Raw genomic sequence first — 16,406 nt, forward strand, 5'->3', positions numbered from 1 at the left:
AGCACAAGCCTGAGACTTTCGACGGAGAGGCCCGATCAGCGGCTTGCGAGGGAGGGCGGCTTTTTCCAGGGCGGCGCGATGGTCGGCGCGCCGAAGTAGTAGCCCTGAAGGCAATCAATGCCGATATCGATCAGGAATGCCGCCTCATCCGCGGTCTCGACCGATTCCGCCACGGTGAACATGTCGAAATGATGCGCGATGGATTGCAGCGCGCGGGTCAGCACCTGGTTGTCGGGCTTGGCCGCGATCTCGCGGATGAACTGGCCGTCGATCTTGATCATGTCAAAGCAGAAGTCGCGCAGATAGCGGAACGAGGTATAGCCCGCCCCGAAATCGTCCAGCGCCAGGCTGATGCCATAGGCCTGCACCTCGGCCATGAAGGCCTGAACCTCGTTCGGCATCCCCATGGCCGAGCTTTCGGTGATCTCCAGGATCAGACGCTCGCCCAACGTGACATCGTCAGAGACGCCGCGCCGCAGCGTGTTGATCCATTCGGGATACAGGATCGACCGGGCCGACATGTTGATCGACAGGCGCAGGCCAGGGTCCTCGGCCAGGGTCTGCAGGCCCAGGGACAGCGACAGGCAGTCGATCTTGCGCCCCAGCTCGGTCACCTCGGCCTGGGGCATGAAATCGCGCAGGGGCACCAGGCGGCCACTGTCGTCGATGATGCGGATCAGCCCTTCGTAGAAGGCGGGGGTCTTGGTTCTCTGCGCCTGCACGATGGGTTGAAACGCCAGGGTCGCGCTGCCCTTTTCGACGGCCGCCGAGACGGCCGCCAGGGTGATGCGGTCCTGATGGCGGATCGCGTCCTCAAGGGGCGAGCTGTTATCCATTATTCTGTCGCTCACGGGCGGCCTCTTACCGAGTCGGGTCTGCTTGCAGTCTGCCCATATTGGCTTAAGCTGGCGTGAAATGTGACGGGTAATTCACTTTTGGGTTAACAGATGATGGACCGCTGTGGGTGGTGCGGGGACCAGCCGGTCTATGTCGCCTATCACGACACCGAATGGGGCGTGCCCGAGCGTGATCCCCGCGCCCTGTGGGAGAAACTGGTGCTGGACGGGTTCCAGGCCGGGCTGTCCTGGATCACCATCCTGAGGAAACGCGACGCCTTTCGTGCGGAATTCGACGGGTTCGACCCCGAGCGCGTGGCGGGCTGGGACGCGGCGCGCATCGACCGCGCGCTGAGCAACCCCGGCATCATCCGCCATCGCGGCAAGATCGAGGCCACCGTCCGCGGCGCCCGCGCCTTTCTGGACATCGAGGCGCAGGAGGGGTTCGCCCCCTGGTTGTGGTCCTTCGTCGGCGGTGCCCCGATCCAGAACGACTGGCCGGACCTGAGCCACGTCCCCACCGACACCCCCGAATCGCGTGCCATGTCCAAGGCGCTGAAATCGCGCGGCTTCGGGTTCTGCGGGCCGGTGATCACCTATGCCTTCATGCAGGCCACGGGCATGGTGAACGACCATGTCGTGACCTGCCACAGGCATGCGCCCGTCAGGGCGCTGTCAGCTGGGTGACCAGCGTCTTGGCGGCGTCCGAATCCCATTCCGCATCGCCCAGATAGCGGGCCACCTCGCGGCCCTCGCGGTCGATCAGCACGGTGACGGGCAGGCCGACCACGCCCATCTCGCGCGCGACCTGCTGGCGCGGGTCCAGCAGCACGGGCAGGTTCTCGACGCCGACCTCCTCGAAGAAGGCGTCGATGCGGTCCACGGCGTTGCGACCCGTGGCGATGGTCACCACCTCGAAATCATCGCCGCCCAGCTCGGCCTGCAGGCGGTCCAGGGCGGGCATCTCCTCGCGGCAGGGCGCGCACCAGGTGGCCCAGAAGTTCAGCATCACCACCTTGCCTTGCCAGTCGGCCAGCGTATGCGTGCCCCCGTCGCGGTCGGAGAATTCGGTCTGGGCCACAGGGGCCGGGGTTTCCGCCACGACCAGCTTGTCCAAGCCCCCGTCGCGGGCGGCCTGCCAGTCGGGCTCTGCCGCGAAGGCGGTGTTTGCACCGAAAACAAGGGCCGTATAAAGCAGGGCGGAACGCAGCATGTGACCTCCGAAGGACGAATTCATGACCGACCGGCCCCAGACCTCCGCCAACAGCATGTGGGGCGGGCGCTTTGCCGCCGGGCCGGACGCGATCATGGAGGCGATCAACGCCTCGATCGGGTTCGACCGGCGGCTTTATGCACAGGACATCCGGGGCAGCCGCGCCCATGCCGCCATGCTGGCGGCCACGGGCATCATCGAGGGTAGCGATGCCGAGGCCATCGGGAAAGGCCTGCTCACCGTCTTGTCAGAGATCGAGGCGGGCCAGTTCGCCTTCCGCACCGACCTGGAGGACATCCACATGAACGTGGAGGCCCGCCTGAAGGAGATCATCGGCGAGCCCGCAGGCCGCCTGCACACGGGCCGGTCGCGCAACGACCAGGTGGCGACCGATTTCCGGCTGTGGGTGCGCGATCAATGCGACGCGGCGATTGATGGCCTCACCGCGCTGATCCGCGCGGCTTTGTCGCAGGCCGAGGCGGGCGCCGATTGGGTCATGCCCGGTTTCACCCACCTGCAGACCGCGCAGCCCGTGACCTGGGGCCATCACATGATGGCCTATGTCGAAATGTTCGGCCGCGATCTGTCGCGGTTCCAGGACGCGCGCCGGCGCATGAACGAATCGCCCTTGGGGGCCGCGGCACTGGCGGGCACGGGCTATCCCATCGACCGCGACATGACCGCCGCGGCGCTGGATTTCGACCGCCCGATGGCCAATTCGCTGGATGCGGTCAGCGACCGGGACTTTGCGCTGGAATTCCTGGCGGCCAGCAGCATCTGCGCCGTCCACATGTCGCGATTGGCCGAGGAGCTGGTGATCTGGTCGTCGGCGCAGTTCCGCTTTGTGTCGATGTCGGACAAGTGGTCGACCGGGTCGTCGATCATGCCGCAAAAGCGCAACCCCGACGCGGCGGAACTGATCCGCGCCAAGATCGGCCGCATCCTGGGCGCCACGGTCGCGCTGTTCACGGTGATGAAGGGCCTGCCCTTGGCCTATTCCAAGGACATGCAGGAGGACAAGGAACAGGTCTTTGACGCCGCCGACACGCTGATGCTGGCGCTGGCTGCGATGACCGGGATGCTGTCGGACCTGACTGCCAACCGCGACCGGCTGGAGGCTGCGGCGGGGGCGGGGTTCTCGACCGCGACCGACCTGGCCGACTGGCTGGTGCGCGAGCTGGGCCTGCCCTTCCGCGACGCCCATCACGTGACCGGATCGCTGGTGGCGCTGGCCGAACAGGGCGGCGTCGATCTGCCCGATCTGTCGCTGGCGCAGATGCAATCGGTGCATGGTCAGATCACGCAGGATGTGTTCAATGTGCTGGGCGTGCACAATTCGGTCGCCTCGCGCCAAAGCTATGGCGGCACGGCGCCCGCGCAGGTGCGCGCGCAGATCGCCCGCTGGAAGGAGAAACTGGCATGAGAAACATTGTCATCATCGTCGTCGTGCTGGTTGTCGCGGCTGTGGTCCTGTCGGGCTGCGGCGTGGACGGCGCCCCGCAGCGCCCGGTCGAAAAGCCCCTGCAGCAGCAGATGGGCGTCTCGGTCAGCGGTGACGCGCGGTTCGGCGTGTCGGCCAATCTGTAGATGGACCATTTCCTCTATCGCAACGGAGAGTTGCACGCCGAGGACGTGCCCCTGTCCTGCATCGCAAGCCAGGTCGGCACGCCGGTCTATGTCTATTCCGCGGCGACGCTGACGCGGCATTTTGGCCTGTTCCGGCAGGCGCTGGACTGGACCGACCATCTGGTCTGCTTTGCGGTCAAGTCGAACAGCAACCTGGCCGTGCTGAAGCTGATGGGCGATCTGGGCGCGGGCATGGACGTGGTCTCGGGCGGGGAATATGCCCGCGCCAAGGCCGCCGGCGTGCCGGGCGAGCGGATCGTCTTTTCGGGCGTGGGCAAGACCATCCCCGAGATGCGCATGGCGATCGATGGCGGCATCCGCCAGTTCAACATCGAGTCCGAGCCCGAGATGCACGCCCTGTCTGCCCTGGCCGCCAGCATGGGCGCGACAGTGCCCGTCGCCATCCGCGTGAACCCCGACGTCGATGCCAAGACGCATGAGAAGATCGCCACCGGCAAGTCCGACAACAAGTTCGGCATCCCGATCAGCCGCGCGATGGCCGTCTATGCCGAGGCCGCGTCCCTGCCGGGGCTGCGCGTCGTGGGCGTGGACGTCCATATCGGCAGCCAGCTGACCGATCTGGCCCCGTTCCGCGCCGCCTATCAGAAGGTGGCGGAACTGACCCGCGCGCTGCGTGCCGAAGGCCATGCCATCACCCGGCTGGATCTGGGCGGCGGCCTGGGCATCCCCTATCGCCGCGACAATTCCGCGCCGCCCCTGCCCATTGAATACGGCCAGGTGATCCGTGAGACTGTGGGCGATCTGGGCTGCGAGATCGAGATCGAGCCGGGCCGCAATATCGTCGGCAATGCGGGCATCCTGCTGTCGCGCGTGATCTATGTGAAGAACGGCGAGGATCGCGATTTCCTGATCGTCGATGCGGCGATGAACGACCTGCTGCGCCCGGCCATGTATGGCGCGCATCACGACATCGTCCCGGTGATGGAGGCCGCGGTCGGCGCGCCGGTGCGCCCCTATGACGTGGTGGGTCCGGTCTGCGAATCGGGCGACACCTTCCAGAAGGGCGCCGATCTGCCCGCGCTGACGGCAGGGGCGCTGATCGCGTTCCGGTCTGCCGGGGCCTATGGCGCGGTGATGGCGTCGGAATACAATTCGCGCCCGCTGGTCCCCGAGGTTCTGGTGCAGGGCGATCACTTCGCCGTCATCCGGGCGCGACCGACATATGACGAGATGCTGGGGCGCGATAGCATCCCGGCATGGCTTTGATCCGGCGACATCGCGGAACCGAAAGCCCGGGGGCGGACAGCCCCCGGAGCCCCCACGACATCCCGGCCATGGCGCAGGGCCCGGTGGCCCGCGCCCTGCGCCTGACACGCTATGGCATGGTCTGGGAACGGGGCGCGCGCGCCTTCTGGCCGCTGGCCACGCTGATGGCCTTTGGGGTCGCGGCGCTGGCGCTTGGGGCGGTGGCGGCGCTGCCGGATGCGGTGCTGCCTTGGCTGGTCGGTCTGTGGCTGCTGGCGGTGATCGCGGCGGCGGGGCGCGGGGGGTGGCTGTTTCGCCGCGTGCGCCGGGCCGAGGCCGTGGCCCGGCTGGACGGGACCTTGCCCGGACGACCGCTGACCGCGCTGACGGATCGCCCCGCGATCGGCGGCGACGGGCCGCTGTGGCAGGCGCATCTGGCGCAGATGCGCGATGCCGCGATGGCCGCCCGCGCGGTGCGGCCCGATGCCGATCTGGCCCCGCGCGACCCCTATGCGCTGCGGCTGGCGGGGATGGTCGCGCTGGTCATGGCGCTGATCTTTGGCGGCGGCGGCCAGGTGGGGCAGGGGCTGCGCGCGATTGCCGCGACGGTGAACCCGCCCGTGGCCGGGACCGCCCTGCCGACCGGCCCCCTGTGGGAGGGCTGGGCCGAGCCGCCCGCCTATACCCGCCGCCCGACGATCTATCTGAACGCATGGGCCGAGGGCCAGCCGCTGGACCTGCCCAAGGGCAGCGCGGTCAGCTTTCGCCTCTATGGCGGCGGGGCCGAGGTCGTGCAGGATATCGGACCCCCTGTGGGCGACGACCCGACTGCGCCCGCCTTTCGCGCCGAACAATCGGGCAGCATCACGGTCGCGGGCTGGCGGCTGGACGTGACCGTCCTGCCCGACGCGGTGCCGGTGATCCGCGCGGGCGCCGCCCCCACGCGCCGCGCCGATGGCCGCATGATCCAGGATTTCGAGGCCGAGGACGATCACGGTATCGTCCTGGCGCAGGCGCAGATCGCGCTGGACCTGGAGGCCGTGGATCGCCGGTTCGGCCTGGCCATCGCGCCGGAACCGCGCGAGGCGGTGGCGCTGGACCTGCCCCTGCCGCGCGGCGACCGGCGGGCCGTGCAGGGCCAGCTGGCCGAGGATCTGTCGCGCCACCCCTGGGCGAACCTGCCCGTGCGCATCACGCTGCGCGCCGTGGACGGGATCGAGCAGGTGGGCCAGTCCGATCCGATGGCGCTGGCCCTGCCGGGGCGGCGGTTCTTCAACCCCTTTGCCGCGACGCTGATCGAGATGCGCCGCGATCTGCTGTGGTCGCGCGACAATGCGGGCCGCACTGCCGAGATCCTGCGCGCCGTCACCTGGCAGCCCGACGGGTTCGTCGCGGACGACCTTTACGCCGAACTGCGCGGCGCGGTCGGCCTGCTGGAGGGCGGCGCGCTGGCCCCCGACGATCGCGACCGCCTGGCCGAGGCCCTGTGGGAGGCGGCCGTGCAGCTGGAGGATGGCGGGCTGGCCGATGCGCTGCAGCGCATGCGTGCCGCGCAGGAGCGCCTGTCCGAGGCGATCCGCAACGGCGCCAGCCCCGATGAGATCCAGCGCCTGATGGACGAACTGCGCGAGGCGACCGAGGCCTATACCGACATGCTGGCCCAGCAGAGCCAGCAACAGGATCAGACCGACAGCCCCGACCGGGGCGGCCAGCAGGGCCAGACGATCACCGGCGACCAGATCCAGCAGATGATGGACGAGATCCAGCGCCTGATGAACGAGGGCCGCATGGCCGAGGCCGAGGCCCTGCTGGAGCAGTTCAACCGCATGATGGAGAACCTGCAGGTCCAGCAGAGCCAGGGCCAGGGCCAGGGAGAGGGCCAGCAGGGTAGCCAGCCGATGAACCGCCTGGCCGACACCCTGCGCGAGCAGCAGCAGCTGTCGGACGAGGCGTTTCGCGACATGCAGCGCCAGTTCGGTCAGGGCGAACAGCCCGGCGAGGGCGGCGACAGTCTGGCCGACCGCCAGCGGAGCTTGCGCGAGGATCTGGGCCAGCAGCAGGGGCTGATGCCGGGGCAGGGCTCTCCCGAAGGGGATGCGGCGCGCCGCCAGCTGGATGAGGCGGGCCGCGCCATGGAGGAGGCCGAACAGGCGCTGCGCGACGGCGATCCGGGGCAGGCCCTGCAGCGGCAGGCCGACGCGATCCAGTCCATGCGCGAGGGGATGCGCGCCCTGGGCGACATGCTGGCCCAGCAGGGGCAGGAGGGTCAGCAGAGCGAACAGGGTCAGGACGGCCAGCAGCCGGGACAGCAGCCCGGCCAGACCGCCCAAGGCGGGCCGGGGCAGCAGCCCTATCAGGGGCAGCCGATGCTGGACCCTCTGGGGCGCGAAAGCTCGGGCGGGGGGAATGTGATCACGAATGGCGATCCGCTGGCCGAAGGCGCCGACCCTGCGCGCCGCGCTCGCGATCTGCTGGACGAGATTCGCCGCCGCAGCGGTCAGCCCGACCGCCCCCAGGACGAGCGTGACTATCTGGGCCGCCTGCTGGACCGGTTCTGAGGGCCTATCGCCCCACCATCTGCGCCAGCCACAGGCGCAACGCATCCAGATCGGCGCGCCAGGACAGCAGCTGGCGCGACAGCGCGTCCTCGCGCCCGGCCAGGGCCGGGGCCAGCAGATAGACCGCGACCACCGCCCCCGCGACCGCCAGCATCAGCCCGAACCCAAAGGCAAAGCCGCCGCGTTGCGGCTCGGACGCGGTGTCGCGCTGCGGGGCGCTCGGCACGGGCCGGGGCGCCGGATTCCCGTCGGTGGCGGCCCGGGATGCGGGTTGGGGTTCCGCCTTGGGCGTCGGCTGTGCCACGGGGCTGGGCGATGGCGCGGGGCGGGGTTCGAGTGCGGGCCGGGTGGCCGGATGGCGGATCACGGTCGGACTGCCCGGGCCGGGCGCAGGCCTGCCCGGATCGGGCAGCACGACGGTGGTGGCGGGCCACTCGATCTCATCGGAGGGGTGCCCGGGGGCGGGCTGCGCCTCGGCCTCGCGCAGGCGGCGTTCGTGCTCGACCTCGTCGCGCAGGATGTCCAGGACATCGGGGGACAGGCGCTTGCTGGCCGGGGGCAGGGGCGGGGCGGGGCGCGGGTCGTCCTCGTCGAACCGCAGGGCGTCGGACGCGCGCGGGCGGGTGAAGCTGCCCAGATCCAGGCGGCCCTCCGGGGCTGGGGGGCGGGCCTGCCAGACATGGCCGCAATCGCTGCATTCGACCTCGCGGCCCACGGGGGGGATGGCATCGCGGGGCAGGGCGTATTCCGCACCGCAACCCGGACAGATCAACGTGAATTCAGCCATGCCACCCTCGCATTCGTCGTGGCGCTGTTCTATCAAGCGCAGGTCCGGCTTCCAAGACGCGCCGGCAGGCAGGGCCCGCATCAGACGGGCCAGAGCGGAAAAGAGGTGGCGCTTGATCGAGATGCGGGATGTCGGCTTTGGCTATCACGGCCAGGACGAGCTGTTGTCGGGCATGACGCTGACCCTGCAGCCGGGCATGTTCCATTTCCTGACCGGGCCGTCGGGTTCGGGCAAGACGACGCTCTTGCGCCTGTGCTTTGCGGATCTGCTGCCCAGTTCGGGCCAGATGACCGCATTCGGCCAGGACATGCGCGCCCTGTCGCGCGACGATATCGCCGATCTGCGCCGCCGCGTGGGCGTGGTTCATCAGGACCCGCAATTCCTGGACCACCTGCCCGTGGCCGAGAACGTGGCCCTGCCCCTGACCATCGCCGGAGAGGCCGTGGACATGGAGGCGCTGCGCGATCTGCTGGGCTGGGTCCAGCTGACCCACCACGCCCGCGCCCTGCCGCCGTCTCTGTCGGGCGGCGAACGCCAGCGGGCGGCGCTGGCCCGCGCGGTGATCCTGTCGCCCGACCTGGTGCTGGCGGATGAGCCGACGGGCAACCTGGACTGGGAGATGTCCATGCGGCTGATGCAACTGCTGATCGAGCTGAACAAGTCGGGCAAGACCGTGCTGGTGGCCACCCATGACCTGAACCTGATCCGCGCGACCAAGGCGCAGGTCACGGCGCGCGTCCTGCGGATCACCGGCGGCAGCCTGCATCTGGCGGGGGCGGATCTATGAGCGCGCGCATGAACATCGGATCGCTGTGGCAGGGCCTGATGGGCGACAAGGGGGGCGCGGGCGACCGGATCGTGCCGCCGACCGGGTTCACCGCGCAGCTGACGCTGTTCTCGGCGGGCGCGATGGCGTTCCTGGCGGTCTTTGCGCTGGCGCTGGCGCTGGCCACGGGGCGGCTGGCCGACCGCTGGTCGTCCGAACTGGCCGGCAGCGTGACGGTGCGCGTCAGCGCGCCCGCCGCCGATCAGGACGCGCTGGCCCAGGCCGCGATGACCATCCTGCAGACGACACCGGGCACCGGCACGCCGCGCCTTTTGCCCCCCGAGGATGTCGCCACCCTGCTGGAGCCGTGGTTCGGCCCCGACATGCCGGTCGATGCACTGCCGGTGCCCGCGCTGATCGACCTGCCCGTCGATGCGGGTTTCGACACCGAGGGCCTGCGCCTGCGCCTGGAGGCCGAGGTGCCCGGCGCAGTGCTGGACGATCATACCGAATGGCGCCGCCCGCTGGTCACCGCCGCGAACCGGCTGCGGATGCTGGGGATCGTGTCGCTGCTGCTGATCGGGGCGGCCTCGGCCGCGATGATCACGCTGGCGGCCAAGGCGGCGCTGGCCGCGAATGTCCAGGTGATCCGCGTGCTGCGCCTGATCGGGGCGCGCGACCTGACCATTGCCACGGCCTTCGTGCGCCGGTTCACCCGGCGCGCGGCGATGGGGTCTGCGGTGGGGACGCTGGCGGGCATGGCGGGCATCGCCATCCTGCCCGATACCAGCGCGGCGGGTGGCTTCATGACGGGCTTGGGCTTTCAGGGCTGGGACTGGCTGCTGCCGCTGACCATTCCGCTGATCGCGGCGGTGGTGGGCTTTGCCGCGACGCGGTGGGCCGCGCTGAACATGCTGGAGGCCGTGCGATGAACGACCCGCGTCCGGGTGCCCTGACCCGCTGGCAATACCTTCAGAACATCCTGTTCTATCTGCATGTGGGGCTGGCCACGCTGGTCATCGGCCTGCTGGGCCTGCCCGCGCTGCGCCACGGGCGCGCGGGCGCGAACCGCATTGCCACACGCTGGATCGCCTACATGGTCTGGGCCGCGCGCATCCATCTGCGACTGACCTGCGAGATCCGCGGCACGCCGCCCACCGACGACTGCATCGTCGCGGCGAAACACCAATCGTTCTGGGACATCATGGTCATCGCCCATGCCGTGCCCCGCCGCGCCTTCATCATGAAGCGCGAGGTCATGCGCGTGCCGATCATGGGCTGGTATGCGTGGAAGACCGGCTGCATCCCCATCGACCGCGCGCGCGGGCGCGACGCGATGGCCGCGATCAGCGCCACCATCAACCAGCGCATGTCGGGCGAGGGGCTGGGCCAGCTGATCATCTATCCCGAAGGCACGCGCACCTTGCCCGGGCAGCGCAAATCCTACAAGCAGGGCGTGGCCACGATCCGCGCCGCGACCGGTCTGCCGGTGGTGCCCGTGGCGGTGAACACCGGCCTGTTCTGGCCGCGCGGCGGCTGGGGTATCCGCCCCGGTCGCGCCGTGGTCGAGTTCCTGCCGGTGATCGGCCCCGACGTGCCCGCCGACGGCTTCATGCCGCGCCTGCAGGCCGAGATCGAGACCCATTCCGACCGTCTGATGGCCGAAGCCGGGCTGGCCCTGCCGGAACCGGGCGACGCCGATGACGCCGCCCGGACCGATCTTTACCGCAATTCGTAATAGCGGGGGACGGACGGGGCTGCGGGCGGCAGGCCGATGTCGCGCCGCATATGCGGGCTGAGGTGATAGGGGTCCGGCGGCCTGGGCCGCCTGCGCCGTGGCAGCAGGGCGGCACGGATCGCGGCCCACAGGACCGCCGTCGCACCATGTCGGGCCATCAGGCGGTGGATCGCGGGACGCAGGCGGGCGCTTTGCGGATTCAGGTCGGCAATCATCGGGCTCTCCGAAAAAGGGACCGGACAGGGCGGGGCCTTGTGCGGTCGTTGGGGTTCAGGGATGGGATGACGCCATGCTGACAGGGCCGCGGGATGCGGTTGTGTCGGGTCAGGGTGTCGGATAGATCTGCCTTGCGGCGGTCAGGCGTCTTGTCGCGACGACAGGGCGCGCAGCGGACCGGTGCGGGTCAGGGCGGGGGCATTGGAACGTGATGTCATAAGGCCCCTCCTTTCGCGCATGGGGTGCAGGCAGGTCCCCACGCTGGCCCAGGCTTGCATGTCGCGCAAGATGGCATGTGGAAACAGCCGCCCCGTTTCAGGGCGGCTGTTGCAGGTCGGTCACAGGTTCGTGTGCTTCAGGACGCCAGACCCTTGGAGCCCATGGCCACGAACTTGGCCCGGCGGTCCTTGATCAGCTGTGCGGGTTTCTGGTCGGTCATCTCGGCCAGCATGGCGGCGATTTCCCGGCCGACGGCCCCGATCGCCTCGGATGGGGCGCGTTGCGCGCCGCCCAGGGGCTCGGGGATGATGCGGTCGATGACGGCCAGCTTCTTCAGGTCCTGCGCGGTGAGGCGCAGCGCCTCGGCGGCGTCGCGCATCTTGTCTGCGTCCTTCCACAGGATCGAGGCGCAGCCCTCCGGAGAGATCACCGAATAGATCGAATGCTCCAGCATGGCGATGCGGTTCGCGGTGGCGAAGGCCACGGCCCCGCCGGACCCACCCTCGCCGATGATGACGCTGACCAGCGGCACGCCGATCTCCAGGCATTTCATGGTGCAGCGGGCGATGGCCTCACTTTGGCCGCGTTCCTCGGCGCCCTTGCCGGGATAGGCGCCGGGCGTGTCGACCAGCGTGATCACAGGCAGGCCGAACCGGTGCGCCATGTCCATCAGGCGGATCGCCTTGCGATAACCCTCGGGGCGGGCCATGCCGAAATTGTGGTGGATGCGCGATTTGGTGTCGTTGCCCTTCTCGTGCCCGATCACCACGCAGGGCGCATCGTTGAAGCGCGCAAGCCCCCCCATCACCGCATGGTCGTCGCCAAAGGCACGATCGCCGGCCAGAGGGGTGTATTCGGTGAACAGGGCGGCGATGTAATCGCTGCAATGCGGGCGGTCGGGATGGCGGGCCACCTGGGTTTTCCGCCACGGGTCCAGGGACTTGTACAGATCGCGCAGCAGGTCGCCGGATTTGGCGTCCAGCGCCGCGGCCTCTTTTTCCAGATCGACGGCCCCCTCGCCCTTGCGGGCCATGGCGCGAAGTTCCTCGGCCTTGCCCTCGATATCGGCGAGCGGTTTTTCGAAATCCAGATAGACCATGCGGGGTGCCTTTGGGGTTCGGGTTTGGCGCTATATAGGGTCAGCGCGTCCGGGTTGCAACGCGGCCGGGGGGCCGCACAGCCCGGCCACCCCTCATGCACAGGACGTGCACAGGCTGTACACCGACAACGCACGCTGGTGTTGCCTTACTGCAGATCGGCGAAGGCCGCAGCCAGGCGTTCGGTCGCCTCGATCACGCGGGCGCGGGGTGTGGCGATGTTGAACCGCATGAAGCCGTCGCCGCCCAGCCCGAAGGTCGCGCCATGATTGGCGGCGATGCGGGCGTCGGTCTGGATGCGGCGGGTGATCTCGGCATTGGTCATGCCGGTGGCGCGGAAATCGACCCAGGACAGATAGGTCGCCTGCAGCGGCATGGACCGCAGCCCCGGAATGGCGTTCACCGCGTCGTCGAAGAGGCGGCGGTTGCCGTCCAGATAACCGACCAGCGCATCGACCCAGGCCGCGCCCTCGGGCGAATAGGCGGCGGCGACCATGTCCTGGCCCAGCATCGCGGGCGACACCCCCGCCGCGGCCAGCGCGCCCTGGAACCGCGCGCGCAGGGCCGGGTCGGCGATGATCGCGTTGCCGATATGGGCGCCGGCGATGTTGAAGGTCTTGGTCGCCGCCGTCAGCGTCACCAGCCGGTCGGCCACCTGCGGCGCGACGGTCGCCATCACGCGGTGGCGCGGGCTGCCCGGCAGGACCAGATCGGCATGGATGTCGTCCGAGATCAGGATCAGGTCGTGGCGGATGCAGAAATCGGCGACCTGGCGCAGCTCATCCTCGGACCAGACGCGGCCGCCGGGATTGTGGGGCGAACACAGGATCAGCATGCGCTCGTGGCCGGTCAGCATCGCCTCCCATGCGGGCCAGTCCATGACGTATTGGCCGTCGTCAAGCGCCAAAGGCAGCTCGACCAGGTCGCGCCCGCCCGCGCGGATGACCCGGCCGAAGGCGTGATAGACCGGCGCCATCACGATCACCCCGTCGCCGGGCCGGGTATAGGCGGCCATCGCCATCGCCACGGCGTTCACCAGCCCCGCGCAGGTCAGCAGCCAGGACGGGTCGATCCGCCAGCCGTGGCGATGTTCCATCCACCAGCCGATCGCCGCCAGATAGGGGGCATTGGCGCCCGGATAGCCATAGACGCCATGTGCCGCCGCCCGGTCCACCACGGCCTGCACGCAGGCGGGGGGCGCGAAATCCATGTCGGCCACCCACATGGCCAGCCCGTCACCCGGGTCCACGCCATAGGCCGCCTGCATGTCGTCCCATTTGCTGCACTGCGTGCCGCGGCGGTCGATGATGCGGTCGAAATCGGGCTGGGTCATGGCGGCCTCCTTGGGGGTGCGACATGCCTTGCATAGCGGGGTTGTTGCTTATGGTGAAGGCTTGGCCTAAATCCGATGCCATGAGCCTGAGACCCATCCTGATCCACCCCGACCCGCGCCTGAAGAAGGTGGCCCAGCCCGTGGCCCGCATCACGCCCGAGATCGAGACCCTGGCCGCCGACATGCTGGCCACGATGTATGACGCGCCCGGCATCGGTCTGGCCGCGCCGCAGATCGGCGTGGGGTTGCGCGTCTTCACTATGGACGCCACCCGCGAGCCCGAGGCCGAACCCGCGCCGCTGGTGCTGGTCAACCCCGAGGTGGTCTGGGAATCCGAGGCGCTGAACACCTATGAGGAGGGCTGCCTGTCCATCCCCGAGCAATACGGAGAGGTGACGCGCCCCGCCCAGATCCGCATGCGCTGGCTGGGCCTGGACGGCAAGACCCACGAGCGTGAGTTCGACGCGCTGTGGGCCACCTGCGCCCAGCACGAGCTGGATCACCTGGAGGGGGTTCTGTTCATCGACCACCTGTCCGCCATCAAGCGCCAGATGATCACCCGCAAGATGGTCAAGCTGAAGCGAGACCTGGCCCGTGCCTGAGCGCGCGGGTGCCAGCGGCTGGACGCGCCCCGATCTGACGGGCGATCTGGCGGGCGGCACCCTGCGCGACATCGTGCTGTGGCCCGACCCGCGGCTGCGCCTGCGCTGCGAACCGGCGGGCTTTCTCAGCGGGCCGGAGCTGCGCGCGCTGGCGGCTGATCTGCTGGCGACGATGTATCACGCGGGCGGGCGCGGTCTGGCCGCGCCGCAGATCGGCGTCGCGCGGCGCATCTTCGTGATGGATGCGGGCTGGAAGGACGGTGCCCCCGACCCGCTGGTCCTGTGCGACCCCGAGATCCTGGTGCAGTCCCCTGAGACCGGAACCCAGCAGGAGCAGTGCCTGTCCATCCCCGACCGCCCGGTCGCGGTCACGCGGTCCCTGCGCATCGGCATTGCGTGGTACGATCTGGACGGGCGCTATCATCTGCGCGACATGGAGGGACAGCCTGCGCGCATCGCGCAGCACGAGGCCGATCATCTGGACGGCCTGCTGATCGTGAAGGACTGACATGGCCACCCGACCCTTTCTGCCCTATGCCGACCCGCGCCTGCACCGCCCCGCCGATCCGGTCGAGGCCGTGACCGACACCGTCCGCATGATCTGGGACGACATGATCGACACGATGGAGGCCATGCCCGGCGTGGGCCTGGCCGCGCCCCAGATCGGCATCATGATGGCGCTGGCCGTGGTCGATGCCTCATCCGCGCGCGGCCAGGCGGTGCGCATGGCCAACCCCCAGGTGCTGCATGCCAGCGGCCAGATGCGCGTCCACGAGGAGGCCAGCCCCAACCTGCCCGGCGTCTCCGCGCCCGTGACCCGCCCCCGCGCGGTGACGGTGCGGTTCCTGAACGATCAGGGGGTGATGGAGGATCGCGATTTCGTCGGCCTCTGGGCCACCAGCGTGCAGCATCAGATCGACCATCTGGCGGGCCGCGTCTATGTGGACCACCTGACCCCCCTGCGCCGCAAGATGCTGGTCGCGCGATCGGCCAAGCTGTCGCGGCGCTGAGGGCCAACCGACAAGGAGACGCCGATGCGCGTGATCTTCATGGGCACGCCCGATTTTTCCGTGCCCGCCCTGCAGGCGCTGGCCGCGCGCCATGAGGTCGTGGCCGTCTATTCCCAGCCCCCCCGCGCCGCGGGCCGGGGGCAGAAACCGCGCCCTTCCGCGGTCCAGCAGGCGGCCGAGGCGCTGGGCCTGCCGGTGTGCACGCCCGCCCGGCTGCGCGATGCGGCCGATCAGGCCGATTTCGCGGCGCTGCAGGCGGATGTGGCGGTGGTGGTGGCCTATGGCCTGATCCTGCCGCAGCCGGTGCTGGACGCGCCGCGGCTGGGCTGCCTGAACATCCACGCCTCGATCCTGCCGCGCTGGCGGGGGGCGGCGCCGATCCATCGCGCGATCCTGGCGGGGGACTCGGAGACCGGCGTCGCGATCATGCAGATGGAGGCGGGGCTGGACACCGGCCCGGTCCTGGCGCTGGAGCGCACCCCCATCGGCCCGGAGGAGACCACCGGCACCCTGCACGACCGCCTCTCCACGATGGGCGCCGCGTTGATCACCGACGTGCTGGACCGCCTGCCGCTTGCCGCCGTGCCGCAGGCCGAGGAAGGCGTGACCTACGCCGCCAAGATTGACAAGGCCGAGGCGCGGATCGACTGGACCCGCCCCGCCGAACAGATCGACCGCCAGATCCGCGGCCTGTCGCCCTTCCCGGGCGCCTGGTGCATGGTGGGCAACGAACGCGTCAAGCTTCTGTCCAGCACGCTGGCCCAAGGGTCCGATACGCCGGGCACCATCCTGCCGGATTTCACCGTCGCTTGCGGCACGGGGGCGGTGCGCGTCACGCTGGCGCAGCGGGCGGGCAAGCGGCCGATGACCCCGGATGATCTGCTGCGCGGCTGGGCGCTGCCGGCGCGGCTGGGATAGGGGCGGGAACCGCCCCGTCGCGCCCGACCGTGGTGGGGGCGCAGCCCCCGCCCGGCGGGCGCGACCGCTGTCGCGGGACGCAATCCGCGCTATGGCTGCGGCTCAGATCGCGCCGTGGCAGTGCTTGAACTTCTTGCCCGAACCGCAGGGGCACAGGTCGTTGCGCGCCGGGTTCCCCCAGGTCGAGGGGTCCGCCTCGTCGAATCCGGGGCGGGCGCCCGTCTGTCCGGCAGAAACAGGCTGCGCGGCCGGGGTCGGAGGGCTGGGCGACATTTGCGCCT

19 protein-coding genes are annotated in these 16,406 nt (G+C 69.7%); 12 read left to right on the forward strand and 7 right to left on the reverse strand.

Annotation, left to right across the window (positions count from 1 at the left end; translation table 11 throughout):
• Window positions 1-35: 35 nt before the first annotated feature.
• Window positions 36-836 carry an EAL domain-containing protein gene (locus ABS73_RS08775; protein WP_136855482.1) on the reverse strand — a complete coding sequence of 267 codons (801 nt, stop codon included), beginning with the start codon at window positions 834-836 and terminating at the stop codon, window positions 36-38.
• Window positions 837-947: 111 nt separating this feature from the next.
• On the opposite strand from ABS73_RS08775, the gene ABS73_RS08780 reads away from it, so the two are divergent.
• The gene (locus tag ABS73_RS08780) at window positions 948-1,523 is read left to right on the forward strand and encodes a DNA-3-methyladenine glycosylase I (RefSeq protein WP_423805195.1); all 576 of its coding nucleotides are present in this window, start codon (window positions 948-950) and stop codon (window positions 1,521-1,523) included.
• On the opposite strand, the gene ABS73_RS08785 is transcribed toward ABS73_RS08780, so the two are convergent.
• Complete coding sequence (locus ABS73_RS08785; protein WP_277024454.1) at window positions 1,501-2,049, reverse strand: TlpA disulfide reductase family protein; 549 nt, start codon at window positions 2,047-2,049, stop codon at window positions 1,501-1,503. The genes ABS73_RS08780 and ABS73_RS08785 overlap by 23 nt on opposite strands.
• Before the next feature lie 22 nt (window positions 2,050-2,071).
• Here ABS73_RS08785 and argH point away from each other — a divergent pair, with 22 nt between their 5' ends.
• The 4 genes from argH (at window position 2,072) to ABS73_RS08805 (ending at window position 7,439) form a co-directional block, all read left to right on the forward strand.
• The gene (gene argH / locus ABS73_RS08790) at window positions 2,072-3,472 is read left to right on the forward strand and encodes an argininosuccinate lyase (protein WP_277024453.1); all 1,401 of its coding nucleotides are present in this window, start codon (window positions 2,072-2,074) and stop codon (window positions 3,470-3,472) included.
• Complete coding sequence (locus ABS73_RS08795; protein ID WP_136855325.1) at window positions 3,469-3,636, forward strand: argininosuccinate lyase; 168 nt, start codon at window positions 3,469-3,471, stop codon at window positions 3,634-3,636. Before argH ends, ABS73_RS08795 begins: the two co-directional genes overlap by 4 nt.
• A complete protein-coding gene (gene lysA, locus ABS73_RS08800; RefSeq protein WP_277024450.1) occupies window positions 3,637-4,902 on the forward strand; it encodes a diaminopimelate decarboxylase in 1,266 nt (421 codons plus the stop codon). It begins immediately after the preceding gene.
• Window positions 4,903-4,970: 68 nt separating this feature from the next.
• Window positions 4,971-7,439 carry a DUF4175 domain-containing protein gene (locus tag ABS73_RS08805; protein ID WP_277024448.1) on the forward strand — a complete coding sequence of 823 codons (2,469 nt, stop codon included), beginning with the start codon at window positions 4,971-4,973 and terminating at the stop codon, window positions 7,437-7,439.
• A gap of 4 nt (window positions 7,440-7,443) precedes the next feature.
• On the opposite strand, the gene ABS73_RS08810 is transcribed toward ABS73_RS08805, so the two are convergent.
• The gene (locus ABS73_RS08810; protein WP_277024445.1) at window positions 7,444-8,226 is read right to left on the reverse strand and encodes a zinc-ribbon domain-containing protein; all 783 of its coding nucleotides are present in this window, start codon (window positions 8,224-8,226) and stop codon (window positions 7,444-7,446) included.
• Between the two features lie 112 nt (window positions 8,227-8,338).
• On the opposite strand from ABS73_RS08810, the gene ABS73_RS08815 reads away from it, so the two are divergent.
• The 3 genes from ABS73_RS08815 to ABS73_RS08825 are packed head-to-tail and all read left to right on the forward strand — an operon-like array spanning window position 8,339 to window position 10,730.
• On the forward strand, window positions 8,339-9,013 hold the full coding sequence (locus tag ABS73_RS08815) for a cell division ATP-binding protein FtsE (RefSeq protein WP_136855328.1): 675 nt from the start codon (window positions 8,339-8,341) through the stop codon (window positions 9,011-9,013).
• An 8-nt stretch (window positions 9,014-9,021) separates the two neighbouring features.
• Window positions 9,022-9,924 (forward strand): cell division protein FtsX, encoded by a 903-nt coding sequence (locus ABS73_RS08820; protein WP_136855484.1) that lies wholly within the window; start codon window positions 9,022-9,024, stop codon window positions 9,922-9,924.
• A complete protein-coding gene (locus tag ABS73_RS08825) occupies window positions 9,921-10,730 on the forward strand; it encodes a lysophospholipid acyltransferase family protein (protein WP_277024439.1) in 810 nt (269 codons plus the stop codon). The genes ABS73_RS08820 and ABS73_RS08825 overlap by 4 nt, the downstream gene beginning before the upstream one ends.
• Here the strand turns inward: ABS73_RS08825 and ABS73_RS08830 are convergent.
• From ABS73_RS08830 to ABS73_RS08840, 3 genes are all read right to left on the reverse strand, one after another.
• Entirely contained in the window at window positions 10,715-10,945 is a 231-nt protein-coding gene (locus tag ABS73_RS08830) for a hypothetical protein (RefSeq protein WP_277024436.1), read from the reverse strand. The genes ABS73_RS08825 and ABS73_RS08830 overlap by 16 nt on opposite strands.
• A 356-nt stretch (window positions 10,946-11,301) precedes the next feature.
• On the reverse strand, window positions 11,302-12,264 hold the full coding sequence (locus tag ABS73_RS08835) for an acetyl-CoA carboxylase carboxyltransferase subunit alpha (RefSeq protein WP_277024433.1): 963 nt from the start codon (window positions 12,262-12,264) through the stop codon (window positions 11,302-11,304).
• 146 nt (window positions 12,265-12,410) lie between these two features.
• Window positions 12,411-13,595, reverse strand: coding sequence for a MalY/PatB family protein (locus ABS73_RS08840; protein WP_277024431.1), 1,185 nt, complete (start codon window positions 13,593-13,595; stop codon window positions 12,411-12,413).
• An 80-nt stretch (window positions 13,596-13,675) separates the two neighbouring features.
• On the opposite strand from ABS73_RS08840, the gene def (ABS73_RS08845) reads away from it, so the two are divergent.
• From def (ABS73_RS08845) to fmt, 4 genes are read left to right on the forward strand one after another with little or no spacing between them, the layout of a single operon-like run.
• Window positions 13,676-14,197: a peptide deformylase gene (gene def, locus ABS73_RS08845; protein ID WP_277024429.1), complete on the forward strand. Its 522-nt coding sequence runs from the start codon at window positions 13,676-13,678 to the stop codon at window positions 14,195-14,197.
• Window positions 14,190-14,705, forward strand: coding sequence for a peptide deformylase (locus ABS73_RS08850; protein WP_277024427.1), 516 nt, complete (start codon window positions 14,190-14,192; stop codon window positions 14,703-14,705). Before def (ABS73_RS08845) ends, ABS73_RS08850 begins: the two co-directional genes overlap by 8 nt.
• A gap of 1 nt (window position 14,706) precedes the next feature.
• Window positions 14,707-15,207, forward strand: coding sequence for a peptide deformylase (def, locus tag ABS73_RS08855; RefSeq protein WP_277024424.1), 501 nt, complete (start codon window positions 14,707-14,709; stop codon window positions 15,205-15,207).
• A gap of 24 nt (window positions 15,208-15,231) precedes the next feature.
• Complete coding sequence (gene fmt / locus ABS73_RS08860; RefSeq protein WP_277024422.1) at window positions 15,232-16,125, forward strand: methionyl-tRNA formyltransferase; 894 nt, start codon at window positions 15,232-15,234, stop codon at window positions 16,123-16,125.
• Between the two features lie 102 nt (window positions 16,126-16,227).
• On the opposite strand, the gene ABS73_RS08865 is transcribed toward fmt, so the two are convergent.
• A partial coding sequence (locus ABS73_RS08865; protein WP_286693433.1) for an SEC-C metal-binding domain-containing protein occupies window positions 16,228-16,406 on the reverse strand: 179 nt, incomplete at its 5' end.

The organism is Paracoccus sp. SCN 68-21 (assembly GCF_001724535.1).
Classification (GTDB): Bacteria; Pseudomonadota; Alphaproteobacteria; order Rhodobacterales; family Rhodobacteraceae; genus Paracoccus; species Paracoccus hibiscisoli.